The organism is Citrobacter sp. Marseille-Q3906 (assembly GCF_916618775.1).
In the GTDB taxonomy this organism is placed as follows: domain Bacteria; phylum Pseudomonadota; class Gammaproteobacteria; order Enterobacterales; family Enterobacteriaceae; genus Citrobacter; species Citrobacter murliniae.
This window is the reverse complement of record NZ_CAKAKA010000002.1, coordinates 1,169,728-1,193,555: the sequence shown is the minus strand read 5'-3', so window position 1 is coordinate 1,193,555 and position 23,828 is coordinate 1,169,728. Positions and strand designations below refer to the sequence as shown.

Genomic DNA, 23,828 nt, shown 5'->3' with positions numbered 1-23,828 from the left:
GTTCAATTTTTTGTTATTATGCTCGCCAGTAGGCAGGATGAGTGTGTTATTGTGATGTACATCACTTCCCGGTAGTCCTGCCGTTGAAGCAACAAATTTCTGAGACAAGTAATGAACAGAACCGATGAACTCCGTACTGCGCGTATTGACAACCTGGTCACTCCAGCAGAGCTTGCGCAGCGGCATCCTGTTTCGTCCTCCGTCGCCCGTCATGTGACGGATTCCCGACGCCGGATAGAAAAAATATTGAATGGTGAAGATCCCCGTTTACTGGTGATCGTTGGGCCCTGCTCGATTCACGATCTTGACGCAGCTATGGAGTACGCCACTCGTTTACAGACGTTGCGTACCAGGCACCAGGCGCGTCTGGAAATCGTGATGCGTACCTATTTTGAAAAGCCGCGCACCGTTGTTGGCTGGAAAGGCTTAATTTCTGACCCGGATTTAAACGGCAGCTACCGCGTCAACCACGGTATTGAGCTGGCGCGTAAATTACTGCTGCAGGTTAACGAGCTTGGGGTGCCAACGGCAACGGAATTCCTCGATATGGTTACCGGCCAGTTTATTGCCGATTTAATCAGTTGGGGAGCCATTGGCGCGCGTACCACTGAAAGCCAGATCCACCGAGAGATGGCCTCTGCGCTCTCCTGTCCGGTAGGGTTTAAAAACGGGACGGATGGTAATACACGTATTGCCGTCGATGCTATTCGCGCTTCCCGAGCCAGTCATATGTTCCTCTCTCCGGATAAAACCGGGCAGATGACCATCTATCAGACCAGCGGTAACCCGTATGGACATATCATCATGCGCGGAGGTAAAAAGCCGAATTACTCTGCAGCTGATATCGCCGCCGCCTGCGATACCCTGCATGAGTTCTCCTTACCGGAGCATCTGGTAGTCGATTTTAGTCACGGCAATTGCCAGAAGCAGCACCGTCGTCAGTTAGAGGTTTGCGATGATGTTTGTCAGCAAATTCGCAATGGCTCGACGGCTATCGCCGGGATTATGGCGGAAAGTTTCTTGCGTGAAGGCACGCAAAAAATCGTCAGTGGTCAACCGCTGGTCTATGGTCAGTCGATCACCGACCCATGTCTGAACTGGGAAGATACTGAACTGCTGGTCGAAAAACTCGCCTCTGCCGTTGATAGTCGTTTCTGACCTTTTCACCGGGTGGAATAACTTCGCCCGGTGACAATCCCTTGTTTTTCCCTTCATTTTTGCTCAAAAAATATTCTCGTCACAATTTTTTCACAAAAAGGCTTGCCGCAAAATTTTAGTTTGTTGATAATGATTATCATTGTTACATTGATTGTTATTTTTAAACACTATGTCACGTATGGATAACACCACGGCAACACCCGTAAAAGACAATACACCACCTTCTCCCGTTCAAACTGAGCGTCGAATTGACAGCAAAAGTCTGCTCGGAAACGAGGGGCGGGTGATTATCGAGCATGACGGACAGCATTACCTGCTGAGACAAACGCATGCCGGAAAACTGATTCTGACTAAATAAACAACACATTTCGCCAGCCACCCAGGTGATCCCCAGGCAGCCAGCGCTTTTCGATTTCCTAATGGAGAGTTGCTATGCCATACCTGCACACCGCGGCTTTGCGCCCATCACTTTTGGCGCTGGCGATCATGAGTCATCTGTCCGCAACCGCTTATGCCGCAACTGATGATATTACCGTTACCGCCACCGGCAATGCCCGTAGCGCCTTTGAAGCGCCGATGATGGTCAGCGTCATCGACGCCAGCGCACCGGAAAACCAAACCGCCAGCTCGGCTGCCGATCTGTTACGTAAAGTACCTGGTCTGACTCTGGACGGTACGGGGCGCACTAATGGACAGGACGTTAATCTGCGCGGTTACGACCGACGCGGCGTTCTGGTCCTGGTTGATGGTGTACGTCAGGGTACCGATACCGGGCACCTGAATAGCACCTTCCTCGACCCTGCTCTCATCAAACGAATTGAAGTGGTTCGCGGCCCGTCTGCTCTGCTGTATGGCAGCGGTGCGCTGGGTGGCGTGATCGCGTACGAAACCGCAGATGCTAAAGATCTCCTGGAAGTCGGCAAAAACAGCGGCTACCGCGTATTTGGTACCGCAGCAACGGGCGATCACAGCCTCGGAATGGGAGCCAGCGCATATGGTCGCAGCGATACGCTGGACGGACTGCTCGCCTGGTCCAGCCGTGACCGTGGTGATTTGCGCCAGAGCAACGGTACCACCGCGCCGAACGACGAAACGATTAACAATATGTTGGCAAAAGGCAGTTGGAAACTTGACAGCGCCCAGACACTGGCAGGTTCGCTACGTTATTACAACAATGATGCGCAGGAACCTAAAAATCCACAGGCCAGTGATGCGGATAGCAGCAGCAATCCTATGACCGATCGTTCGACTATCCAGCGTGATGCCCAACTGACGTATACCCTCGCACCAGCGGATAATGACTGGCTGAATGCTGATGCTCGCATTTACTGGTCTGAAGCACGCATTAACGCGCAGAACCCCGATGCAACCAACGAGTTTCGCAAACAAACGACCAAAGGCGGGAAAATTGATAACCGCAGTCGCCTGTTTACCGATTCCCCTGGCTCTCATCTGTTGACCTATGGCGGTGAGTATTATCGCCAGGAGCAACGTCCAGGTGGCTCGACCACAGGTTTCCCGCAGGCAAAAATTGATTTCAGCTCCGGCTGGCTACAGGACGAGATCACCTTGCGAGACCTGCCGATAACGATACTGGGTGGCACTCGTTATGACTCTTACCGCGGCAGCAGTGAGGGTTATGCGGATGTTGATGCGGATAAATGGTCCTCTCGTGCGGGAATGACCGTTACTCCTGCTGACTGGTTGATGCTGTTTGGCTCCTGGGCGCAAGCCTTCCGCGCACCGACTATGGGTGAGATGTATAACGATGCGAAACACTTCTCCATCGGTCGGTTTTACACCAACTACTGGGTGCCAAACCCTAACCTGCGCCCGGAAACCAACGAAACCCAGGAGTATGGTTTTGGCCTGCGCTTTAATGATCTGATGCTGGCGAACGACGCCCTCGAATTTAAAGCCAGCTATTTTGATACCAAAGCAAAAGATTACATCTCCACCAGCGTCGATTTTGCCGCTGCGACAACGATGTCCTACAACGTACCCAACGCCAAAATTTGGGGCTGGGACGTCATGACGAAATACACCACCGACCTGTTCAGTCTGGATCTGGCCTATAACCGTACGCGCGGCAAAGATACTGACACCGGTGAATACATTTCCAGCATTAACCCGGACACGGTCACCAGCAAACTAAACATTCCTGTAGCACACAGCGGCTTCTCAGTCGGCTGGCTCGGTACCTTTGCCGATCGCTCCACTCATATCAGCAGTAGCTACACTAAACAACCAGGCTATGCGGTAAACGACTTCTATGTGAGCTATCAGGGCCAACAGGCACTGAAAGGCGTGACCACTACGCTGGTTCTGGGTAACGCCTTCGACAAAGAATACTGGTCTCCGCAGGGCATTCCGCAGGATGGTCGTAACGGCAAAATTTTCGTGACTTATCAGTGGTAATCACCCTGCCCCGGCTCGCCGGGGCAGCAATCTGGAAGGAAGAGGCAATGAATCATTACACACGCTGGCTGGAACTGAAAAAAGAAAATCCTGGAAAATATGCGCGTGACATCGCGGGTCTGATGAACATCAGTGAAGCTGAGCTGACCTTTGCACGCGTCGGTCATGACGCATGGCGTTTACGTGGCGAAGTACGCGAGATCCTGGGCGCACTGGAAGCCGTAGGGGAAACTAAATGTATCTGCCGTAACGAATACGCCGTTCATGAGCAAGTTGGCGCATTCACCAATCAGCACCTTAATGGACATGCCGGACTGGTGCTGAATCCCCGCGCCCTCGACCTGCGGTTGTTTCTGAACCAGTGGGCAAGTGCGTTTCATATCAGCGAAGCGACCGCCCGCGGAGAGCGCCAGAGCATTCAATTTTTTGATAATCAGGGTGATGCGCTGTTAAAAGTCTACACCACGGAGAATACCGACGTCGCGGAATGGGGCTCGCTGCTGACCCGCTTCATCTTCGCCGAAAACCCGCCGCTGGAGTTGCAATCCATTGAGAATGCTGCCCCTGCCGCGGTTACCGTAGACGCTGAAACCGTTGATAAAGAGTGGCGCACCATGACCGATGTGCATCAGTTCTTCGGCTTGTTGAAACGTCACAACCTTACGCGTCAACAGGCATTTAGCCTGGTGGGCGACGATCTGGCCTGTAAAGTCACCAATGGGGCACTGGCACAACTGCTGGAAACAGCACGTCAGGATGGTAACGAAATTATGGTATTTGTTGGCAACCGCGGCTGCGTGCAGATTTTTACCGGTGTTGTAGAAAAACTGGTGCCAATGAAAGGCTGGCTGAATATTTTCAATCCAACCTTTACCCTGCATCTGCTGGAAGAGACCATTGCAGAAACCTGGGTAACGCGCAAACCCACTGCGGATGGCCACGTGACCAGTCTGGAACTGTTTGCCGCAGACGGGACGCAAATCGCTCAGCTCTATGGTCAGCGTACAGAAGGCGAACCAGAGCAGAAGCAATGGCGTGCGCAAATTGACGCATTAACGCCAAAAGGGCTGGCCGCATGAAAAAACTGCTCGTCCTGATTGCACTCCTGCCTGCGGCGGCGCTGGCTACACCCGAGGAAAAAATAGTTTCTCTTGGCGGCGATGTCACTGAGATTGTGTATGCGCTGGGTGCACAGTCATCCCTCGTTGCACGAGACAGCACCAGCCAATGGCCTGAAGAAGCAACCGCATTACCTGATGTGGGTTATTTACGCCAACTCAACGCCGAAGGGATCCTTGCAACTCGCCCAACGCTGGTCCTTGCCAGCGCGCAGGCACAGCCGTCTCTGGTGCTTAAACAGGTCGGGCAAAGCAAAGTCCGTGTTGTCACGGTGCCTGCAAGTAACGAACTGAGCGTGATTGATGAGAAAGTTCAGGTAATTGCGCAGGCTACACATCGCGAGTCACAAGGCGAAGCGCTGCGTCAAACCTTGCGTCAGGAACTGGCGATGCTGCCATCATCGACACTCAATAAACGCGTACTGTTCATTCTCAATCACGGTGGGATGACCGCGATGGCCGCCGGGCAACAAACCGGAGCTGACACTGCCATCCGTGCCGCTGGTTTGCAAAACGCGATGCAGGGGTTCAACCGCTACCAGCCACTGTCGCAAGAAGGTGTAATCGCCAGCCAGCCAGATCTGGTGGTGATCTCGCAGGATGGCGTCAAGGCAATGGGCGGAGAAGCTAACCTGTGGTCGCTACCGGGACTTGCGCAAACACCGGCTGGTCGCAATAAACAGGTGTTACAGATTGACGATATGGCATTGCTGGGCTTCAGCGTCCGCACTCCGCAGGCAATCCAGCAACTTCGTACCAAAGCGGAGCAATTGCCCTGATGTCACGGCATATCACCTGCTCTCTGTGGATACTGGCTTTTACGCTGGCATTGACGACAGTTCTGGCTACCGGTTTTGGCGCGTTGCGTCTGCCGGTGAGTCTTTTCTGGCGCGATGGCGATGATGCCCTGCGTCAAATCTGGCTAACCATTCGACTTCCCCGCGTACTGCTGGCGCTAGTGATTGGCGGTTCGCTGGCTCTGGCGGGTTGTGTGATGCAGGGGCTATTTCGTAACCCACTTGCCGATCCAGGATTGCTGGGGATCAGCAGCGGTGCTGCCTGCGCCGTCGCATTGTGGGTGGTATTGCCGATCACGTTGCCCGCTCTGCTGATGCTGTATGCGCCAATGTTGGCGGCGTTTCTCGGTGCGCTCGCTGCAACGGTGGTGATTTTTATCCTCAGCCAACAACGTGACAGTTCGCTGTCGCGTCTGTTGCTGGTCGGTATTGCCATCAATGCACTTTGTGGATCCGCAGTGGGCGTTTTGTCGTGGGTCAGCAATGATGCCCAACTGCGCCAGCTATCGCTATGGGGAATGGGCAGCCTGGGCTCCGCGCAGTGGTCTACTCTGCTGGCGGTAGCATCGCTAATGCTGCCGACTGTACTGGTCATCTGGCGTTTGGCCCCGGCGCTGAACCTGCTGCAGTTGGGGGAAGAGGAAGCTCACTATCTCGGCGTCGATGTGCGCATGGTTCAGCGTATTTTGCTGCTCTGCAGCGCACTGTTAGTTGCCGCCGCAGTGGCGGTTAGCGGTGTGATTGGATTTATCGGACTGGTTATTCCGCATTTACTGCGTATGTGGCTCGGTCCGGATCATCGCGCCGTGATCCCCGGCTCTGTCCTGGCTGGCGCTTTTTTGCTGCTGATTGCTGATACCCTCGCCCGCACTGCCGTTGCGCCTGCTGAGATGCCGGTCGGTCTGTTAACCAGTATTCTCGGTGCGCCCTGGTTTCTGTGGCTTATTTTTCGTCAGAGAGGGCCGCATGGCTGAATATTTAACTGCCGAAGGGCTGAGCTATCACGTTGCTGGCCGAACGGTTATTCGCGACGTTTCGCTCAACCTCGCCAGGGGCGAACTGGTCGCGCTGATCGGGCCTAACGGCGCAGGAAAATCGACTTTGCTACGACTGTTGACCGGATTTCTTAAACCCGATGCCGGGCGTTGTTTACTGGACGGGAGAGTGCTTGGTGACTGGAGTACACAAGCGCTGTCGCGCCAGCGCGCGGTCATGCGTCAGCAAACACAGGTAGGATTCGACTGGCAGGTAGAAGCCGTTATTGCCATGGGGCGTGCCCCCTGGACCCAACAGCCCGAACCTGCACTTATCGCCCAGGTGATGGAAATGACCGGTTGTTTAACGCTGGCCGGTAGACACTACACCGCGCTATCTGGTGGTGAGCAGCAGCGCGTCCAGCTTGCGCGTGCACTGGCGCAGCTATGGCGTAACGGCGCGCCACGTGGCTGGTTATTCCTTGATGAACCCACTTCAGCATTGGATCTCTACCACCAACAGCATCTGCTGAGGCTGCTGAAGACACTGGCAATTCAGGGCGATCTGCATGTTTGTATCGTACTTCACGACCTCAACCTTGCAGCCCTGTGGGCTGACCGAATCGTGTTGCTCCATAACGGTAATATTGTTTCGCAGGGGGCACCAGACGCCGTATTGCAGGCCGATGATTTGATGCGCTGGTACGGCGCCCAAATTCATGTTGGCCAGCACCCGGCCAACGATTCTCCCCACGTTTTTCTCACACCTTAGCTTGAACAACTCACTTCCAGCCGTTTACCCCAGTCAGGTGGACGGCTGACATAATCATCATTACGATCGTCAAAGGGAGTACGTAGAGCAAGGTGTAATTGGTGCAACTCTGTGTAATCCCCCTTCTCTGCCAGGCTGATTGCCCTCTGCGCCAGCCAGTTACGTAAAACCAGTGCCGGGTTAGCCGCTTTCATCTGCGCCTGTCTGATATCGTCATCAACATTATCCTGTTGCAAACGCGACCGATAGCGTGCGAACCAGTCATCAAATGCGGCGCGATCGATAAACTCATCTCTCAGTAGAGATGATGCGCTGTGCTGCTCCGTCTGGCTTAGCATACGAAACGTTCGCGTATAGTCGCTTCCTTCACGCGCCATCAAACTAAACAGTTCGCTAAGCAGCTCGTTATCGTTTTTTTGCTCGCTAAAGAAGCCCAGTTTTTGCCGCATCCGTTGCCCGTAACGTGTGAGCAGCGCCAATTGATAGCTATCCAGCGCATCGTTTAGCGCATCGACCGGGATAAAAGGCGACAGGGTTTGTGCCAGACGCTGTAAATTCCACAGAGCTGCCGCCGGTTGATTGTCGAAACTGTATCGCCCCTGATGATCGGAGTGGTTACAGATGTAGTCAGGCACATAGTCATCCAGAAAACCAAACGGACCGTAATCCATCGTCAGCCCCAGAATCGACATGTTGTCGGTGTTCATCACCCCATGCGCGAATCCCACTGTTTGCCAGTCAGCGATCAACGTCGCGGTACGCGTGACGACGTCCTGAAACCACAGTTGATAACAGTCTGATTCATCCTGCCATTGCGACCAATAGTGGCGAATAGCAAAGTCTGCCAACTGGCGGACTTTTTCCGGTTCACGACGATAGTAAAAGTGTTCAAAATGACCAAAGCGCATATGGCTTTGTGCCACACGAATGAGCATCGCGCCCGCTTCCGTGGTTTCTCGCTGTACCGGCGTGTCACTGGTAACAATAGACAGCGCTCGTGTAGTCGGTATCCCAAGATAGTGCATCGCTTCGCTGGCCAGACTTTCCCGAATCGTAGAACGTAGCACTGCGCGTCCATCACCCATGCGGGAATATGGCGTCAACCCGGCGCCCTTGAGGTGCCAGTCAAGTATTGAACCATCTGCGAGCTGCTGTTCGCCGAGAAGGATCCCGCGTCCGTCGCCAAGTTGGCCGGCCCAAACACCAAACTGATGCCCGCTGTAAACCTGTGCTAAAGGCGACATGCCGGCAAAAAGCGACTCTCCCCCCCAAACGCCAGAGCCATCTGGAATATCAAACAAGTCTGCAGAAATGCCTAATTGTTCAGCCAGCACATCGTTATGCCAGATTACGCGCGCATTTCTCAAAGGGGTGGGTAAAAGTGCGGTATAGGTTGCTGGTAATTCATCACGCCAGCGGGTGGTAAAAGACAGGGTCATAGGGCCTCCTGTCACTAGTGTAGACTGTTAATGGTCTGTTAAACACCAGCAAAGAACAGGGTTATTCCTTCACCAGCGAGATTATCTTCGCGGGAGATACTGCAGGCCACAGTGCGCCCTGCATGGCGTTAAACCCGAGAGGCAATACTCGCGTCAGCATCTCCTGCGAATCAATCCCGCTAATAATGATTGATTCACAACTTGGGGATATTTGCGCCAGGATAGCTCGCATAAACGGCTCAAACGAAATATGCGCAATCCGTTGTTGCACAAAGTTTTTATCCAGCACAACTCGTTTAAAAAGACCATCAAAAATGGCCCGTGTTGATATGCCTCCGGCGCCAAAATTTGTCAGTATTAATGGAAAGCGCGTAGCTAATGCTGCCAGTGTTGGATTTTCTTTTCCGTTGTTTAACTCTGGATAACTTTCATTAATCGCCAGTTCAAGAAATGAAAATCGTTCAACACGTGATGCATATTCCGTATCTGATAATAAAGAATTAGCAACTGCCGGTGTTAAATTAATCCAGGCAGAAATTCCGCGCTGAATAAAAAAGTGTTGGCACGTTTCGATTAATTCAAGTTTTTCGGCAAATAAACGGCATTGTTCATCATCCGACAAACGAGGTAAGACCAGCTCAGTTGGCATGTGTACGACCCCATCCTGGCTGACAAAATTTGTGATGATATCGACGAACTCAAGGTCGCCATTTTCGCTTCTCGCAGGAAGAAAAGAGAACTCAGAATGATAAATATTATCCAGTGAAACAATCATTGTGCCAGCCCCGCAGCATGGGTGTTATCCGGCATCCTGTAGCAAAGGATGGAAAAATACGTCATTTCAGATGCAAATAGAGGCCCTTTCATTTTTCCCTTTTAGCCAGTAAATCGAATCCTTTTTTTTAGCTTATCCTGATTATAAACGAATATCCAGTTTTGTACTTTTTAATAACTCGCCATAAATCATATTTTTAGTAAAATACACTCTTGTTGCGCAAGGTTATTGCTGATTGGAAGTCATAAATGAAAGTTAGCTTTTAAATGATGATGGTGAGGCTACTCACTCGCCGGTAGCCTCATCATCCTTGAGATTAAATACGTCGTGCCTGCCAAAAGTTTTTACGCCAGTAGACATTATCAAGTGACGAACGCATCACCCCACGACTGGTTGACGCATGAATAAATTGATTATTGGTGTCATAAATACCGACATGCAGACCACTTTCTCCCGAGCCGGTTTTAAAGAAAACCAGATCGCCAGGCAGCAATTCATCTTTATCGATTTCCGTACCAATCTTCGATTGTGTGCGTGTATCGCGTGGCAGTTGTAAATCGAATTTGTCGCGCATCGTCATCAGTACAAATCCAGAGCAATCCACACCGCTGCGGCTCATGCCGCCATAACGATAGGGTGTTCCATGCCAGGTTTGTAGCTGGTCGTTAAGACCAGCGATGACGGCGATAGAATCCGACAATCGGGCATTTGGCGCAGGAGCGCGATGGCTGCTACACCCTGCTAAAAACAGTGCTGTGATGAAAATGAGCCAAAAACGCATTCAGGACGAATCCTCTGATTTTTATTTTTGTGCCAATTTAGCGTGGAAATTATGTGGTTTTCAAGAACCCATTTAACTTAAGTGGTTGATATGAGCATTCTGTGGCCTTCAATATCCAAACGACGGAAGTTTACGCCATAAGCCCGAGACAGGTTGGAAGGCGTCAGCACCACATCGCGAGAGCCGCTGGCCAGCAGCTTCCCTCGCTTGAGTAACCAGGCCTTATGCGCATGACGTAATGTATGATTAAGGTCATGGCTACTCATTACAATCGCTATCCCCTGCCGACAAAGCTGCCCCAATAGCCTGTCCAGCGCGTTTTGTTGCGCGACATCCAGGCTGTTCATCGGTTCATCTAACAGCAAAAGCTGACCATGCGGATTAGCCTGTGGGCAAATTTGCAGGATAACCGCTGCAAGACGCACGCGCTGCCATTCACCACCTGAAAGCTGGTTAACACCGCGTCCTAACTTATCTCCCAGTCCAAGCGCATCTGCTATCTCTTGTAACTGGTCAGTACGCGATTTGTCGGGCTGATGCAGCGTCAGAAAATGCCAGACCGGCATCGCAAACGGCGGGTTTTGTTGCTGCGCAAGATAAGCGCGGTATCGCGCCAGTTTTGCTGCGGGCCAGTCATCAAGCGCCATATCACCAAAGGTGATGGTTCCCTCTCCACTGGTTAAACCCGCCATACGCGCCAATAACGTGCTCTTACCTGCACCGTTTGGCCCCACTAAGTGCAGGATCTCCCCCGCTCTTACTTCACCGGATAGTGGGCCGAGCCGGGTCGATTCCGCCACATCCTGTAGCTGCATCAATAGAGACATTATTTTGCCAGCGCCGTCTTAATACTTTGCACAAGGACCGGATCATCAGGCTTCATATCCGGTGAAAAACGGTGCAGCACCTGTCCATCTCGCCCGACTAAAAACTTCTCAAAATTCCACAGGACATCGCCCGGGTGGAGCAGAGCGCGGCCTTTACTCACCATACGCGCCAAAAAACTGCTGTCAGCAGGTGCAGTAGCTGTCGGTATAGCGTCAATCAGCTTCTGATACAGCGGATGGCGCGCTTTGCCATTGACGTCGATCTTACTGAACATTGGGAAAGTAACGCCCCACGTGGTCGTGCACCAGGTCTTAATTTCTTCTTCGCTGCCAGGCTCCTGCCCAAGAAACTGATTGCAGGGAAAACCCAGTACGGTGAATCCCTGTTCATGCCAGGCTTTCTGGAGATTCTCCAGTTGCTCATACTGCGGCGTTAATCCACATTTCGAAGCAACATTGACAATTAATAACACTTTTCCGGCATACGCCTGCAATGTGATAACTTCCCCATCGATGGTCGTCACTTCTGTATTGAAAATAGTATTTTGCATAGCCTCTCCAGAACAACAGGTGGATAGTAAGCGTTCAATTTTCAGTTTTTAATCATAGACCGAACTGGGGCATTCTAGCGCCCGGACTTTAACAATAGCCAGATGAAAACAGGCGCCCCCATGGTGGCTGTCACTACGCCGATAGGCAGCTCGGCTGAAGCCAGCACCAAACGAGCAACAACATCCGCTAGCAGTAACGCTATCGCCCCTGCCAGCGCGCAGCCAGGCAGTAAAACACGGTGATCGGTCAGCCCACACAGTCGCAGAATATGAGGGATGACAAGCCCGATAAAACCAATCGCGCCGGCAAGCGCCACGCTGACACCCACCATCCAGCCTGTCGCGACCACCAGCAGGTTACGCCAGAACCATAAAGGCAGTCCCAGTTGTCGCGCAGAAGTCTCGCCCAGCGCCAGCATATTCATTGGCTGCGACTGACAGCAAATCCACAGCAAAACAGGGAGCAATGCAATCATCAGCCAGGTCTGTTGCCAGTCTACGCCGCCGAAGCCCCCCATCATCCAGTACATGAGCTGGCGCAGGTCAAAAGAGGTGGAAAAGTAGATAGCCCATGTCATCAGTGCACTACAGATAATACCCAGCGCCACGCCCGCAAGCAGCAGACGACTGGTGGACAGATGACGACGGGCAAAACGCAGAAGAATGAGCGTGATAATCAACGCCCCCGCAATCGCACATAAGCCCAATGCCCATCCAGGAAGCTGCCCCTGCCCCAGTAACACCGCAGCAATTAGCCCAACCCCTGCACCGTTAGACACACCCAGTAAGCCTGGCTCCGCGAGCGGGTTTTCAAATAGCGCCTGCATCACCGCGCCGGATAGCGCCAGCGCAGCACCTACCAGTAAAACAGCGAGCGTGCGAGGAAGTCGAATCTGCCAGACAAACAAATCGCCACGAGCGCTAAACCAATCGCCGGGAGCGATCCATTGTTCTCCTGCGCACAAGCTTAGAATTGTTGCCAGCAACATCAGTACTGACAGAGACAGTATCCAGCGCACATTTCGTCGCTGTTGTTGATGAGCGAAAGTCAGCATGTTTTCCATTCTGCTGAAAAAAGATGGGGATGATTCTACGGTGCCGATTCGGCAGTGGAAAGGAAAAAGGCCGCATAGCGGCCTTTTTAGTTATACGCGTCATCCTTTATGCCGCTTCTTTGGTAGCTACGTTCAGCCCCCCGATCACATAGCACGCTATGCTTCCGGGGTTTCCTCACCTGTCACCGCGATGCAGCACAAATAATCTAGCGTATAGTTAAATTACTCTTCTTTGGGCGTTGCGTTTTCGACCCGACTCTTTAACTTCTGCCCGGGTCTGAAGGTCACCACGCGCCGTGCTGTAATGGGAATATCTTCGCCCGTTTTCGGGTTACGGCCCGGACGTTGATTCTTATCACGCAGATCGAAGTTACCAAAACCAGAGAGTTTTACCTGCTCACCATTTTCCAGAGCACGACGGATCTCTTCGAAAAACAGCTCGACCAGTTCTTTGGCATCCCGCTTGCTAAGCCCAAGCTTATCAAACAGATATTCTGACATTTCAGCTTTTGTAAGCGCCATAGGTTCAATCCCTCAATGATGCCTGGAATCGCTCTTTTAATGCCTCTACACATTTGGCAACGGTAGCGGCAATCTCCTCTTCTTCAAGTGTACGGCTGGTATCCTGAAGGATCAGGCTGATAGCGAGGCTCTTATAACCCTCCGCAACACCCTTACCGCGGTACACGTCAAACAAGTTTACGCCAACTACCTGATTTACGCCAACTTTCTTACATTCGGATAAAATATCCGCAGCGGGAACGTTTTCTGCCACAACGACTGCGATGTCACGGCGGTTCGCCGGGAAGCGAGAAATTTCACGCGCTTGAGGCACCACGCGGTCTGCGAGCTTATTCCACTCCAGTTCAAACACCAGAGTGCGACCGTTCAGATCCAGTTTACGTTCCAGCTCAGGATGAACAACCCCAATGAAACCAATACGTTCACCTTTCAGATAAATCGCCGCAGACTGACCCGGATGCAGCGCTGGATTGGCTTCAGCTTTAAACTGAATGTCACCCAACTTGCCGGTCAGGTCGAGAACCGCTTCCAGATCACCTTTTAGATCATAGAAATCAACGGTCTCTTTTGCCAGGTTCCAGTGTTCATCATAGCGGTTACCGCAGATAACGCCTGCCAGCATCAGATCCTGACGGATCCCCAGGTTAGCTTGTGTATCGGGAACAAAACGTAAACCCGTTTCGAAAATACGTACGCGGTTCTGCTGGCGATTCTGGTTATAAACTACCGTTGACAGCAGCCCCGTCCACAGCGACAGACGCATTGCCGACATATCAATAGAGATTGGGCTTGGCAGCAGTAGTGCTTCTTCGCCTGGGTGCAGCAGTGACTGGATTTTCGGATCAACAAAGCTATAGGTGATAACTTCCTGGTAGCCTTTGTCATTCAACATGGTTTTAACACGTTTCAGGGATAAATCCGCTTCGCGGTGTGTACCCATGACCAGACCCGCCTGAATTGGCATATTCGGGATATTGTCATAACCGTATACGCGAGCAATTTCTTCGACCAGGTCTTCTTCGATTGAAATATCGAAACGCCAGCTCGGCGCTACCGCTTTCCACTCATCCTGACCCTCTGTCACTTCACAGCCCAGACGACGCAGAATATCGCTCACCTGCTCATCAGCAATATGGTGTCCGATCAGACGATCCAGTTTGCTACGACGCAGAGTAATGGTTGCACGCTCTGGCAGAGTGGATTCGTTTGTAACATCGATAACCGGACCAGCTTCCCCACCGCAAATATCAATCAGCAGGCGCGTAGCACGCTCCATCGCTTTGTACTGCAGTGCCGGATCAACACCACGCTCATAGCGGTGAGAGGCATCGGTGTGCAGACCGTGACGACGTGCTCGACCGGTAATTGACAGCGGGCTGAAAAACGCACATTCCAGCAGAACGTTTTGCGTTTCGTCATTCACGCCAGAGTGTTCACCACCAAAAATACCACCCATTGCCAGCGCTTTATTGTGGTCAGCGATGACCAGCGTATCCGCATTCAGTTTCGCTTCGGAGCCGTCCAGCAATACCAGGGTTTCCCCCTCTTTTGCCATACGCACAACAATTCCGCCCTCGATGCGATCTTTGTCGAATGCGTGCATCGGCTGACCCAGTTCAAGCAGCACATAGTTGGTTACATCAACCACGGCATCAATGGAACGGATCCCGCAACGGCGCAGTTTCTCTTTCATCCACAACGGCGTTGGCGCTTTAACGTTAATGCCTTTTACCACACGGCCAAGATAGCGTGGGCACGCTTCAACAGCTTCGACGGTAATTGGCAGTGTGTCGTTAATGGTTGCAGCAACCGGCGCGATTTCTGGCTCTACCAGAGGAGCTTTGTTCAGTACAGCGACATCACGCGCCACACCGATGATGCCTAAGCAGTCTGCACGGTTCGGCGTTACGCTAATTTCGATAGTGTTATCATCAAGCTTCAGGTATTCACGGATATCAGTACCAATCGGTGCATCCGCAGGCAGCTCGATAATACCGTTATGATCGTCAGAAATACCCAGCTCAGAGAAAGAGCACAACATCCCTTCTGACGGTTCACCACGCAGCTTCGCGGCTTTGATTTTGAAATCACCCGGCAAAACGGCGCCAATAGTAGCCACCGCGACTTTCAGCCCCTGGCGGCAGTTAGGTGCGCCACAGACGATATCAAGCAGACGCTCACCGCCTACATTCACCTTTGTGACGCGCAGTTTATCTGCGTTAGGGTGCTGACCGCACTCAACTACTTCACCAACGACAACGCCGTTAAATTCACCAGCGACGGCGTCAACGCCATCGACTTCCAGACCAGCCATAGTGATTTGGTTTGACAACGCATCGCTATCAATCGCCGGGTTAACCCATTCGCGTAACCACAGTTCACTGAATTTCATTGTTTTATCCTGCCTTTATTTAAACTGTTTGAGGAAACGCAGATCGTTTTCAAAGAAAGAACGCAGATCGGTTACGCCGTAACGCAGCATGGTCAGACGTTCCATACCCATGCCAAATGCAAAACCAGAGTAAATCTCCGGATCAATGCCCACATTACGCAGCACATTCGGGTGGACCATACCGCAACCCAGCACTTCCAGCCATTTGCCGTTTTTACCCATTACATCGACTTCCGCAGAAGGCTCCGTGAACGGGAAGTAGGACGGACGGAAACGAACCTGAAGATCCTCTTCAAAGAAGTTACGCAGGAAATCGTGCAGCGTACCTTTCAGGTTGGTGAAGTTAATATTGGTATCAACAATCAGCCCTTCCATCTGATGGAACATTGGCGTGTGCGTCTGATCGTAGTCGTTACGATACACTCGGCCCGGGGCGATAATACGGATTGGTGGCTGTTTTTCTTTCATGGTACGGATCTGCACGCCAGAGGTCTGGGTACGCAGCAGACGCGTGGCGTCAAACCAGAAAGTGTCGTGATCAGCGCGCGCCGGGTGATGGCCAGGAATATTCAGGGCATCGAAGTTATGATAGTCGTCTTCGATTTCCGGCCCCGTCGCCACGGTAAAGCCCAGCTCACCGAAGAAACTTTCAATACGATCAATAGTACGCGTTACCGGGTGCAGCCCGCCGTTTTCGATACGACGCCCTGGAAGGGAGATATCGATGGTTTCTTCAGCCAGACGTGCATTCAGCGCTGCATTTTCTAAATCAGCTTTACGCGCGTTTAGCGCCTGCTGTACTTGTTCTTTTGCTTCGTTGATAACCGCACCTGCTGCCGGACGCTCTTCTGGCGGCAGTTCGCGCAGGGTAGTCATTTGAAGGGTCAGATGCCCTTTCTTGCCCAAATATTCGACGCGGACATTGTCTAACGCGGCAACATCTGAAGCCTGGTTTATGGCGGCCGTTGCACTGGCAACCAGCTCTGCGAGATGTGACATGGTTTTCCTCGTTATGTGGCGATATTCATTAGTCGCACGTATATACACAAAATCATTCAACTTGCATCAAGGCTGCAAGAGAGCAAATCCTCAGAAGCGTACATAGGTACGTGACTGAGGTAAACGAATGCAGCCAACGCAAAGGCAGCATGAAGGATGACGTGTATAAAAAAAGCCTCCACCAGGGAGGCTTTTAGGCGCTGTTTTCCGTTTCTTCTTTCACGCGCTAGCCTCCTGGAATCAGGTGCTAAAGTAAAAAAAGAAGCGGAAAATAGCAGCATTCATGCTTGCGTTACCTTGTGTGGTAAAAACCGTACAACCTTTATTGAAAAGGCTTACGGGTAAATTGTCAACCAATTGATTGGATTACAAATAAAAGAGAGGGAGCCAGGCTCCCTCTTTTCACCGGCTTATGCCAGAGCTGCTTTCGCTTTTTCGACCAGAGCGGAGAACGCTACTTTGTCGAATACTGCGATGTCAGCCAGGATCTTACGGTCGATTTCAACAGAGGCTTTTTTCAGGCCGTTGATGAATTTGCTGTAAGAAATACCGTTCTGACGTGCTGCTGCGTTGATACGCGCAATCCACAGTTGACGGAACTGACGCTTTTTCTGACGACGGTCACGATAAGCGTACTGACCAGCTTTGATAACAGCCTGGAAGGCAACGCGGTATACGCGAGAACGCGCACCGTAGTAGCCTTTAGCTTGTTTCAAAATTTTCTTGTGACGTGCACGGGCAACTACACCACGTTTTACGCGAGCCATATGTGCTCTCCTGTATCTATATTCTTAGTAAAAAAATTAATTAAACGTTAACGGCTTATGCGTACGGCAGGCACGCGATAACCAGACCCAGATCGCCTTTAGAAACGAGGCCTTTTGGACGCAGGTGACGTTTACGCTTAGTAGATTTTTTGGTCAGAATATGACGCAGGTTTGCGTGCTTACGCTTAAATCCACCACCACCGGTTTTTTTGAAGCGCTTAGCAGCACCGCGTACGGTCTTAATTTTCGGCATTTTAATAACTTCCACTTCGCATTGTTAATAAACGAAACGTAGGCGAACAACGGCTGTGGAACCCGTAGGCTCCACAGACATTGCTACTTGAAGGCCTTACTGTTTCTTCTTAGGAGCGAGCACCATGATCATCTGGCGGCCTTCGATCTTCGTAGGGAAGGATTCGACTACTGCCAGTTCACTCAGATCGTCACGGACGCGCGTCAGCACTTCCATACCGATCTGTTGGTGGGCCATCTCACGACCGCGGAAACGCAGCGTGATCTTAGCCTTATCGCCATCTTCCAGAAAGCGTACCAGGCTGCGGAGTTTTACCTGGTAATCGCCATCGTCGGTGCCAGGACGGAATTTAATTTCCTTAACCTGGATAACTTTTTGCTTTTTCTTCTGTTCCTTAGAAGACTTACTCTTTTCATAAAGGAACTTGCCGTAGTCCATAATACGACAAACTGGCGGTTCGGCGTTAGGGCTGATTTCAACTAAATCTACTCCAGCTTCTTCAGCTTTTTCGATAGCTTCTCTCAGACTCACAATACCCAAAGCTTCGCCTTCCAGACCTGTTAAGCGAACTTCCAGGGCGCGAATCTCGCCATTGATACGATTCGGACGTGCCGTTTGAACTCGTTTTCCGCCTTTAATACCTTATTCCTCCAGTTGTTGAAGACTGCGGCTGCGAATCTCTTGTTGCAGCTTCTCGATAACTTCATTTACGTCCAGGCTGCCCAAGTCTTTGCCACGACGGGTACGCACGGCAACTTTGCCGGCTTCTACCTCTTTGTCGCCACAGACCAACATGTAAGGGACACGACGTAAAGTGTGCTCGCGGATTTTAAAGCCTATCTTCTCATTTCTCAAGTCTGCTTTTACACGAATACCCGCATTTTGTAGTTTCTGCGTTAATTCGTTAACGTATTCAGACTGCGAATCGGTAATGTTCATGACCACAACCTGAACTGGCGCAAGCCAGGTCGGGAAGAAGCCAGCGAACTCTTCAGTCAGGATACCGATAAAACGTTCCATCGACCCAAGAATTGCGCGGTGAATCATAACCGGCACCTGACGCTCGTTGTTTTCGCCAACATAAGAGGCGCTCAGACGGGACGGCAGGGAGAAGTCCAGCTGTACAGTACCGCACTGCCATGCACGATCGAGGCAGTCATACAGGGTAAATTCAATTTTCGGACCGTAGAATGCGCCCTCACCCAGTTGATATTCAAACGGGATGTTGTTTTCTTCCAGCGCAACGGCTAAGTCCGCTTCAGCACGGTCCCACATTTCATCGCTACCGATACGTTTTTCGGGGCGAGTGGACAGTTTGACGACGATTTTCTCGAAGCCAAAAGTGCTATACATATCGTAGACCATACGGATGCAGGCGTTAACTTCATCACGGATCTGCTCTTCAGTACAGAAGATGTGTGCATCATCCTGCGTGAAACCACGTACACGCATCAGACCGTGCAGCGCACCAGATGGTTCGTTACGGTGGCAGCTACCAAACTCAGCCATACGCAGCGGCAGGTCACGATAGGATTTCAGACCTTGATTGAAGATCTGTACATGACCTGGGCAGTTCATTGGCTTGATGCAGTATTCACGGTTCTCAGAAGAGGTAGTGAACATCGCATCTTTGTAGTTGTCCCAGTGTCCTGTTTTTTCCCACAGTACACGGTCCATCATAAACGGACCTTTAACTTCCTGATACTGGTATTCTTTCAGTTTCGAACGAACAAAGACTTCCAGTTCACGGAAAATAGTCCAACCATCGTTATGCCAGAACACCATACCCGGTGCTTCTTCCTGCATATGATACAGGTCAAGCTGCTTACCAATTTTACGGTGGTCGCGTTTGGCCGCTTCTTCCAGACGTTGCAGGTAGGCGCTCAGGGCTTTTTTATCTGCCCATGCAGTACCATAAATACGCTGCAGCATCTTGTTGTTGCTATCACCGCGCCAGTACGCCCCAGCGGTCTTCATCAGTTTAAAGTGATGGCAGAAACGCATATTTGGCACGTGCGGGCCACGGCACATATCGACATATTCTTCATGATGGTACAAGCCTGGCTTGTCATCATGGGCGATGTTTTCATCAAGAATAGAGACTTTGTAGGTCTCGCCACGCTTCACGAACGTTTCACGCGCTTCGTACCAGCTGACTTTCTTCTTAATGACATCGTAGTTCTTCTCAGCGAGCTCGTGCATCCGCTTTTCGAGCGCGTCGACGTCTTCCTGAGTTAACGTACGGTCAAGATCGATATCGTAGTAAAAACCGTTGTCAACAACCGGTCCGATCGCCATTTTGGTGTGCGGCCAGAGTTGTTTGATCGCGTGCCCTAACAGGTGCGCACAGGAGTGACGAATGATCTCCAGACCTTCTTCATCCTTAGCGGTGATGATAGAGAGCTTCGCATCATGTTCAATCAGATCGGAAGCATCAACCAGTTCACCATTTACACGGCCTGCGATGGTGGCTTTCGCCAGACCTGGACCGATGTCCAGCGCAACATCCATGGGGCTTACAGCGTGGTCGTAATGGCGTTGGCTGCCATCAGGAAGAGTAATAACAGGCATGTTATATCCTTATTTGCAGTGGTGACCCACACGTAAGATCACATACAAAGTTTCAATATTTAAAATTACCAAAAAGGTGTGGGCTGATTCCCGCTTCACTCTGCGAAATATGTCACGTATCACCGGACTGGCAACAACGTAACCTACACCCGCTTTTTGATAACACCGTCTGACAGTGTACACGGCATTGCGAGTCGTTCAAAGCAGCAATCAACGCGCCATCTATGATTTAAATCAATTCACTGACGACCTGCGGCCTTTGTTACACTGTGTAGTAATAGTCTGATCTGAGCAGGAAAAGAACCATGCCAACAAATCGCTCTGCAAAAAAACACTGGAAAATGGTTGTGGTATTGCTCGTAATTTGTGCGGCAATGTTGATGTTACGCTGGGCGGCAATAATTTGGGGCTAGTTTGAAAAACGTTACTGACATTCGCCAGGCGTTTTCATTTTTTTATAAGTTAAAGTAGAAAGTATATTTAAAGAGTCATTACGCTCAATAATAAAAAGAAAAGCCAGGTCATTTAATTGACCTGGCCTATTACTACATATGATAGCCGAGAGAAACAGTTGTACGACGATCGGTATGTTCCGGCGCTGTTGCCGGCGGTTCAGAGTTCCAGGTAACGTTATAAGCCACCTTCAACCCGAAGTGTTCATTGATAGCAACATTTAAGGCTGATTCAGAGTTGAGCGTTGTATCATCAGCACCAAACACCGATACACCCTGAGTAAACTTGGTGTTGTCCGTCATCTGCCACGCATAGGCGCCAGACGCATAACCCAACGGCTGAGTTTCAGTCTTACCATCAGTGTGCTCGTCATAGCGTACGCCAGGACCAAATTCAAAACGGAAGCTGTGCACCGGTCCACTGAGGAACTGACGACCATAACCTGCGGTCAGCACGTCACGCTCATGATAGCCGTTATAACGGTCTGTCAGCCAGCTCGCCTGCCCAAACAAGTAATCATAGTCGGTCATGTTGAAACGGCTACGACCGCCCGCGGCATATTTCTCCGAAGATCGCTCATCATTCGAGGAGGTATTGCTGGCATTTCCCCACAGAGACCACGCCGTGGTTTCACCGTACCAGGTCATGGTGGTATCTGCAGTTAAAGAAGAACTTTTTGTGTTGCCTGACTGGGCGAGGTATCCCGCGTTCAGGTTACCTTCAAAAGGTTTTTTCGCGCTGGAAGGGTCATCCATGACAGTAAAAACGGAATCATCGGCGGCGGCATGCATTGACGCAAACACGCACCCCGTCAGCACGAATGCTGCGGGTACTGTCTTCAAAAGCTTCATTTATAAAGAGTCCGTACAACAAAAAAAGAGACCATTACGGTCTCGGAAACTTTCATATGGATCAATGACAAAAGACCCAGGAAAGGTAACAAATTATAAAAAGACTCGAATAACATAGCAATATATTCTTATTTCATTTTTTGAATAAGAGCGTTCTTAAACCATAATTTTATTTATATATAAATAGAGGGATAATTTTAAATAAAGATGCGATAAATCATGTTGTTAATTGCTTCACTTTCGTGACGTTAAGTGCCAGACTGAGGTCAGCCTAACAGGAGGTAAAGATGGTACGTATCTATACGTTAACACTCGCGCCCTCTCTCGATAGCGCAACAATCACCCCACAAATCTACCCCGAAGGTAAACTTCGCTGCACCTCACCAGTTTTTGAACCTGGTGGTGGCGGCATCAATGTGGCTCGCGCCATCGCGCATCTTGGCGGTAGCGCAACAGCGATTTTCCCGGCAGGCGGCGCCACTGGTGAACACCTGGTGTCGTTACTCGCTGATGAAAATGTTCCAGTATCGACGATAGAAGCCAAAGACTGGACCCGACAAAATCTTCATGTCCATGTGGAGTCCAGCGGCGAACAATATCGTTTTGTTATGCCCGGCGCTGCGCTCACTGATGACGAATTTCACCAGCTTCAGGATCAGGTACTGGAAATTGAATCAGGTGCGCTACTGGTCATTAGCGGTAGCCTGCCCCCCGGTGTAAAACTTGAGAAATTAACCCGACTGGTCACCACGGCACAAAAGCAGGGTATCCGTTGCATCATTGATAGCTCCGGTGACGCACTAACAGCGGCGTTAGCTATTGGCAATATCGAACTGGTCAAACCCAATCTTAAAGAACTGAGCGCCCTGGTTAATCGTGAACTCACGCAGCCTGATGATGTCCGTAAAGCCGCACAGGAAATAGTGCAAAGTGGTAAAGCCCATCGCGTAGTGGTCTCTCTTGGCCCACAAGGGGCATTAGGCGTTGATCGTGAAACCTGCGTTCAGGTGGTTCCGCCTCCGGTGAAAAGTCAAAGTACCGTTGGCGCGGGCGACAGTATGGTCGGCGCCATGACGCTTAAACTGGCTGAAAACGCGCCATTTGAGGATATTGTTCGTTTTGGCGTAGCTGCAGGCAGCGCAGCGACGCTAAATCAGGGCACACGACTGTGCTCTTTAAACGATGCGCAAAAAATATATTCGTATCTTTCTCAATGATAGCCCTCTCCCCCTTATAGAAAATAAGGGGGATTTACCCACAAAGCTGTCAGCATACGTGTTATACGTCTATGATAAAAAATCACGTGATTACAAAGAAGTGAATCACGTGAAGCCGAAAGTCGCCCTATCTCAGGGAGGTGTGGAAGAACGACAAACATTAAGTGCCTTTCCAGTAATGACGCGTTCAGGGTGTGCGTCAGTTCGTGTTTTTTTTCCGCATTATTGCGCTAACCTTATGATCTGGCAGACAACATGGGGAGAGACATCATGTGGCAGGCAATCAGTCGTCTTTTAAGCGAGCAATTAGGTGAAGGCGAAATCGAGCTGCGTAATGAACTGCCTGGCGGAGAGATCCACGCCGCATGGCATTTACGCTATGCGGGGCGCGATTTTTTCGTCAAATGCGATGAAAGGGAGCTGTTATCCGGCTTTACGGCGGAAGCCGATCAACTGGAACTGCTCTCCCGGAGTAATACTGTTTCAGTTCCAAAAGTCTGGGCGGTAGGTGCAGACAGGGACTACAGTTTTCTGGTGATGGATTTCCTTCCTCCGCGCCCACTTGATGCTCACAACGCCTTTATTCTGGGACAACAGCTGGCACATCTGCATGAATGGAGCGATCAACCGCAGTTCGGTCTCGACTTCGATAATGCACTCTCCACCACTCCGCAACCCAATACCTGGCAACGTCGCTGGTCAACCTTTTTTGCAGAACAACGTATTGGCTGGCAACTGGAACTGGCCGCTGAAAAAGGCATTGCGTTTGGTAGCATTGACGCAATTGTAGAACATGTTCAACAGCGACTCTCCTCACATCAGCCGCAGCCCTCACTGCTACAGGGCGATCTTTGGTCAGGAACCTGTGCTCTCGGCCCCAACGGCCCTTACATTTTTGATCCCGCCTGTTATTGGGGGGACAGAGAATGCGATCTGGCGATGCTGCCGTTACATACCGATCAACCGCCGCAGATTTATGATGGCTATCAGTCTGTCTCGCCTTTGCCGCTGGATTTTCTGGATCGTCAGCCCATCTACCAGCTGTACACGCTGCTCAACCGGGCGATTTTGTTCGGTGGTCAGCATCTTGTAGTCGCGCAGAAAGCGATGGAACGGTTACTGGCTGCTTAAAACAATT

25 protein-coding genes and 1 other annotated feature are annotated in these 23,828 nt (G+C 51.0%); of the genes, 10 read left to right on the top strand and 15 right to left on the bottom strand.

Going from position 1 to position 23,828, the window contains the following annotated elements; genetic code table 11:
* Positions 1 to 111: 111 nt before the first annotated feature.
* From aroH to LG384_RS09990, 7 genes are all read left to right on the top strand, one after another.
* Positions 112 to 1,158 carry a 3-deoxy-7-phosphoheptulonate synthase AroH gene (gene aroH, locus LG384_RS10020; RefSeq protein WP_045442157.1) on the top strand — a complete coding sequence of 349 codons (1,047 nt, stop codon included), beginning with the start codon at positions 112 to 114 and terminating at the stop codon, positions 1,156 to 1,158.
* Between the two features lie 169 nt (positions 1,159 to 1,327).
* Positions 1,328 to 1,516: a hemin uptake protein HemP gene (gene hemP, locus LG384_RS10015; protein ID WP_071828921.1), complete on the top strand. Its 189-nt coding sequence runs from the start codon at positions 1,328 to 1,330 to the stop codon at positions 1,514 to 1,516.
* A gap of 74 nt (positions 1,517 to 1,590) precedes the next feature.
* A complete protein-coding gene (locus tag LG384_RS10010; protein WP_225760844.1) occupies positions 1,591 to 3,576 on the top strand; it encodes a TonB-dependent hemoglobin/transferrin/lactoferrin family receptor in 1,986 nt (661 codons plus the stop codon).
* A 47-nt stretch (positions 3,577 to 3,623) separates the two neighbouring features.
* Positions 3,624 to 4,655 (top strand): hemin-degrading factor, encoded by a 1,032-nt coding sequence (chuS, locus tag LG384_RS10005; RefSeq protein ID WP_225760843.1) that lies wholly within the window; start codon positions 3,624 to 3,626, stop codon positions 4,653 to 4,655.
* The gene (locus LG384_RS10000; RefSeq protein ID WP_225760842.1) at positions 4,652 to 5,473 is read left to right on the top strand and encodes a hemin ABC transporter substrate-binding protein; all 822 of its coding nucleotides are present in this window, start codon (positions 4,652 to 4,654) and stop codon (positions 5,471 to 5,473) included. The genes chuS and LG384_RS10000 overlap by 4 nt, the downstream gene beginning before the upstream one ends.
* The gene (locus LG384_RS09995) at positions 5,473 to 6,465 is read left to right on the top strand and encodes an iron ABC transporter permease (RefSeq protein ID WP_045442149.1); all 993 of its coding nucleotides are present in this window, start codon (positions 5,473 to 5,475) and stop codon (positions 6,463 to 6,465) included. The genes LG384_RS10000 and LG384_RS09995 overlap by 1 nt, the downstream gene beginning before the upstream one ends.
* On the top strand, positions 6,458 to 7,237 hold the full coding sequence (locus LG384_RS09990; RefSeq protein WP_225760841.1) for a heme ABC transporter ATP-binding protein: 780 nt from the start codon (positions 6,458 to 6,460) through the stop codon (positions 7,235 to 7,237). Before LG384_RS09995 ends, LG384_RS09990 begins: the two co-directional genes overlap by 8 nt.
* Here LG384_RS09990 and selO read toward each other — a convergent pair.
* The 14 genes from selO to thrS all read right to left on the bottom strand — a co-directional run bounded on the left by selO (position 7,234) and on the right by thrS (position 20,169).
* Positions 7,234 to 8,676: a protein adenylyltransferase SelO gene (selO, locus tag LG384_RS09985; protein WP_225760840.1), complete on the bottom strand. Its 1,443-nt coding sequence runs from the start codon at positions 8,674 to 8,676 to the stop codon at positions 7,234 to 7,236. The genes LG384_RS09990 and selO overlap by 4 nt on opposite strands.
* Before the next feature lie 61 nt (positions 8,677 to 8,737).
* Positions 8,738 to 9,451 (bottom strand): EAL domain-containing protein, encoded by a 714-nt coding sequence (locus LG384_RS09980; RefSeq protein ID WP_225760839.1) that lies wholly within the window; start codon positions 9,449 to 9,451, stop codon positions 8,738 to 8,740.
* A gap of 316 nt (positions 9,452 to 9,767) precedes the next feature.
* Positions 9,768 to 10,232: a C40 family peptidase gene (locus LG384_RS09975; RefSeq protein WP_045442137.1), complete on the bottom strand. Its 465-nt coding sequence runs from the start codon at positions 10,230 to 10,232 to the stop codon at positions 9,768 to 9,770.
* Positions 10,233 to 10,309: 77 nt separating this feature from the next.
* A complete protein-coding gene (btuD, locus tag LG384_RS09970) occupies positions 10,310 to 11,059 on the bottom strand; it encodes a vitamin B12 ABC transporter ATP-binding protein BtuD (protein ID WP_225760838.1) in 750 nt (249 codons plus the stop codon).
* Positions 11,059 to 11,610, bottom strand: coding sequence for a glutathione peroxidase (locus tag LG384_RS09965; protein WP_048221591.1), 552 nt, complete (start codon positions 11,608 to 11,610; stop codon positions 11,059 to 11,061). Before LG384_RS09965 ends, btuD begins: the two co-directional genes overlap by 1 nt.
* 74 nt (positions 11,611 to 11,684) lie before the next feature.
* The gene (gene btuC / locus LG384_RS09960; RefSeq protein WP_045442126.1) at positions 11,685 to 12,665 is read right to left on the bottom strand and encodes a vitamin B12 ABC transporter permease BtuC; all 981 of its coding nucleotides are present in this window, start codon (positions 12,663 to 12,665) and stop codon (positions 11,685 to 11,687) included.
* A gap of 222 nt (positions 12,666 to 12,887) precedes the next feature.
* Positions 12,888 to 13,187 (bottom strand): integration host factor subunit alpha, encoded by a 300-nt coding sequence (ihfA, locus tag LG384_RS09955; protein WP_003030571.1) that lies wholly within the window; start codon positions 13,185 to 13,187, stop codon positions 12,888 to 12,890.
* Between the two features lie 4 nt (positions 13,188 to 13,191).
* Positions 13,192 to 15,579, bottom strand: coding sequence for a phenylalanine--tRNA ligase subunit beta (gene pheT / locus LG384_RS09950; RefSeq protein ID WP_200042161.1), 2,388 nt, complete (start codon positions 15,577 to 15,579; stop codon positions 13,192 to 13,194).
* A gap of 15 nt (positions 15,580 to 15,594) precedes the next feature.
* Positions 15,595 to 16,578: a phenylalanine--tRNA ligase subunit alpha gene (pheS, locus tag LG384_RS09945; protein ID WP_045442121.1), complete on the bottom strand. Its 984-nt coding sequence runs from the start codon at positions 16,576 to 16,578 to the stop codon at positions 15,595 to 15,597.
* 165 nt (positions 16,579 to 16,743) lie between these two features.
* Positions 16,744 to 16,868, bottom strand: a sequence feature (Phe leader region).
* Positions 16,819 to 16,863, bottom strand: coding sequence for a pheST operon leader peptide PheM (pheM, locus tag LG384_RS09940; protein WP_001386830.1), 45 nt, complete (start codon positions 16,861 to 16,863; stop codon positions 16,819 to 16,821). (Overlaps the previous feature by 45 nt.)
* Positions 16,869 to 16,988: 120 nt before the next feature.
* Positions 16,989 to 17,345 (bottom strand): 50S ribosomal protein L20, encoded by a 357-nt coding sequence (gene rplT / locus LG384_RS09935; RefSeq protein WP_045442118.1) that lies wholly within the window; start codon positions 17,343 to 17,345, stop codon positions 16,989 to 16,991.
* Positions 17,346 to 17,400: 55 nt separating this feature from the next.
* The gene (gene rpmI / locus LG384_RS09930) at positions 17,401 to 17,598 is read right to left on the bottom strand and encodes a 50S ribosomal protein L35 (protein WP_003030583.1); all 198 of its coding nucleotides are present in this window, start codon (positions 17,596 to 17,598) and stop codon (positions 17,401 to 17,403) included.
* A gap of 96 nt (positions 17,599 to 17,694) precedes the next feature.
* Entirely contained in the window at positions 17,695 to 18,237 is a 543-nt protein-coding gene (infC, locus tag LG384_RS09925; RefSeq protein ID WP_071828920.1) for a translation initiation factor IF-3, read from the bottom strand.
* 3 nt (positions 18,238 to 18,240) lie between these two features.
* Complete coding sequence (gene thrS, locus LG384_RS09920; protein ID WP_045442112.1) at positions 18,241 to 20,169, bottom strand: threonine--tRNA ligase; 1,929 nt, start codon at positions 20,167 to 20,169, stop codon at positions 18,241 to 18,243.
* A gap of 305 nt (positions 20,170 to 20,474) precedes the next feature.
* Between thrS and yniD the strand changes: the two genes are divergently transcribed.
* A complete protein-coding gene (gene yniD / locus LG384_RS09915) occupies positions 20,475 to 20,582 on the top strand; it encodes a small membrane protein YniD (protein ID WP_136345516.1) in 108 nt (35 codons plus the stop codon).
* Positions 20,583 to 20,714: 132 nt separating this feature from the next.
* Here yniD and LG384_RS09910 read toward each other — a convergent pair whose 3' ends face one another.
* A complete protein-coding gene (locus LG384_RS09910; protein ID WP_225760837.1) occupies positions 20,715 to 21,473 on the bottom strand; it encodes a YdiY family protein in 759 nt (252 codons plus the stop codon).
* Positions 21,474 to 21,760: 287 nt separating this feature from the next.
* Here LG384_RS09910 and pfkB point away from each other — a divergent pair, with 287 nt between their 5' ends.
* Positions 21,761 to 22,690 (top strand): 6-phosphofructokinase II, encoded by a 930-nt coding sequence (gene pfkB / locus LG384_RS09905; protein ID WP_045442107.1) that lies wholly within the window; start codon positions 21,761 to 21,763, stop codon positions 22,688 to 22,690.
* A gap of 270 nt (positions 22,691 to 22,960) precedes the next feature.
* Positions 22,961 to 23,821, top strand: a complete 861-nt coding sequence (locus tag LG384_RS09900) for a fructosamine kinase family protein (RefSeq protein ID WP_225760836.1) — start codon at positions 22,961 to 22,963, stop codon at positions 23,819 to 23,821.
* Positions 23,822 to 23,828 lie beyond the last annotated feature (7 nt).

Coding starts and splice junctions, on each gene's coding strand:
- aroH (WP_045442157.1), top strand. CDS start 112: ATGAACAGAACCGATGAACTCCGTACTGCGCGTATTGACAACCTGGTC.
- hemP (WP_071828921.1), top strand. CDS start 1,328: ATGTCACGTATGGATAACACCACGGCAACACCCGTAAAAGACAATACA.
- LG384_RS10010 (WP_225760844.1), top strand. CDS start 1,591: ATGCCATACCTGCACACCGCGGCTTTGCGCCCATCACTTTTGGCGCTG.
- chuS (WP_225760843.1), top strand. CDS start 3,624: ATGAATCATTACACACGCTGGCTGGAACTGAAAAAAGAAAATCCTGGA.
- LG384_RS10000 (WP_225760842.1), top strand. CDS start 4,652: ATGAAAAAACTGCTCGTCCTGATTGCACTCCTGCCTGCGGCGGCGCTG.
- LG384_RS09995 (WP_045442149.1), top strand. CDS start 5,473: ATGTCACGGCATATCACCTGCTCTCTGTGGATACTGGCTTTTACGCTG.
- LG384_RS09990 (WP_225760841.1), top strand. CDS start 6,458: ATGGCTGAATATTTAACTGCCGAAGGGCTGAGCTATCACGTTGCTGGC.
- selO (WP_225760840.1), bottom strand. CDS start 8,676: ATGACCCTGTCTTTTACCACCCGCTGGCGTGATGAATTACCAGCAACC.
- LG384_RS09980 (WP_225760839.1), bottom strand. CDS start 9,451: ATGATTGTTTCACTGGATAATATTTATCATTCTGAGTTCTCTTTTCTT.
- LG384_RS09975 (WP_045442137.1), bottom strand. CDS start 10,232: ATGCGTTTTTGGCTCATTTTCATCACAGCACTGTTTTTAGCAGGGTGT.
- btuD (WP_225760838.1), bottom strand. CDS start 11,059: ATGTCTCTATTGATGCAGCTACAGGATGTGGCGGAATCGACCCGGCTC.
- LG384_RS09965 (WP_048221591.1), bottom strand. CDS start 11,610: ATGCAAAATACTATTTTCAATACAGAAGTGACGACCATCGATGGGGAA.
- btuC (WP_045442126.1), bottom strand. CDS start 12,665: ATGCTGACTTTCGCTCATCAACAACAGCGACGAAATGTGCGCTGGATA.
- ihfA (WP_003030571.1), bottom strand. CDS start 13,187: ATGGCGCTTACAAAAGCTGAAATGTCAGAATATCTGTTTGATAAGCTT.
- pheT (WP_200042161.1), bottom strand. CDS start 15,579: ATGAAATTCAGTGAACTGTGGTTACGCGAATGGGTTAACCCGGCGATT.
- pheS (WP_045442121.1), bottom strand. CDS start 16,578: ATGTCACATCTCGCAGAGCTGGTTGCCAGTGCAACGGCCGCCATAAAC.
- rplT (WP_045442118.1), bottom strand. CDS start 17,345: ATGGCTCGCGTAAAACGTGGTGTAGTTGCCCGTGCACGTCACAAGAAA.
- rpmI (WP_003030583.1), bottom strand. CDS start 17,598: ATGCCGAAAATTAAGACCGTACGCGGTGCTGCTAAGCGCTTCAAAAAA.
- thrS (WP_045442112.1), bottom strand. CDS start 20,169: ATGCCTGTTATTACTCTTCCTGATGGCAGCCAACGCCATTACGACCAC.
- yniD (WP_136345516.1), top strand. CDS start 20,475: ATGCCAACAAATCGCTCTGCAAAAAAACACTGGAAAATGGTTGTGGTA.
- LG384_RS09910 (WP_225760837.1), bottom strand. CDS start 21,473: ATGAAGCTTTTGAAGACAGTACCCGCAGCATTCGTGCTGACGGGGTGC.
- pfkB (WP_045442107.1), top strand. CDS start 21,761: ATGGTACGTATCTATACGTTAACACTCGCGCCCTCTCTCGATAGCGCA.
- LG384_RS09900 (WP_225760836.1), top strand. CDS start 22,961: ATGTGGCAGGCAATCAGTCGTCTTTTAAGCGAGCAATTAGGTGAAGGC.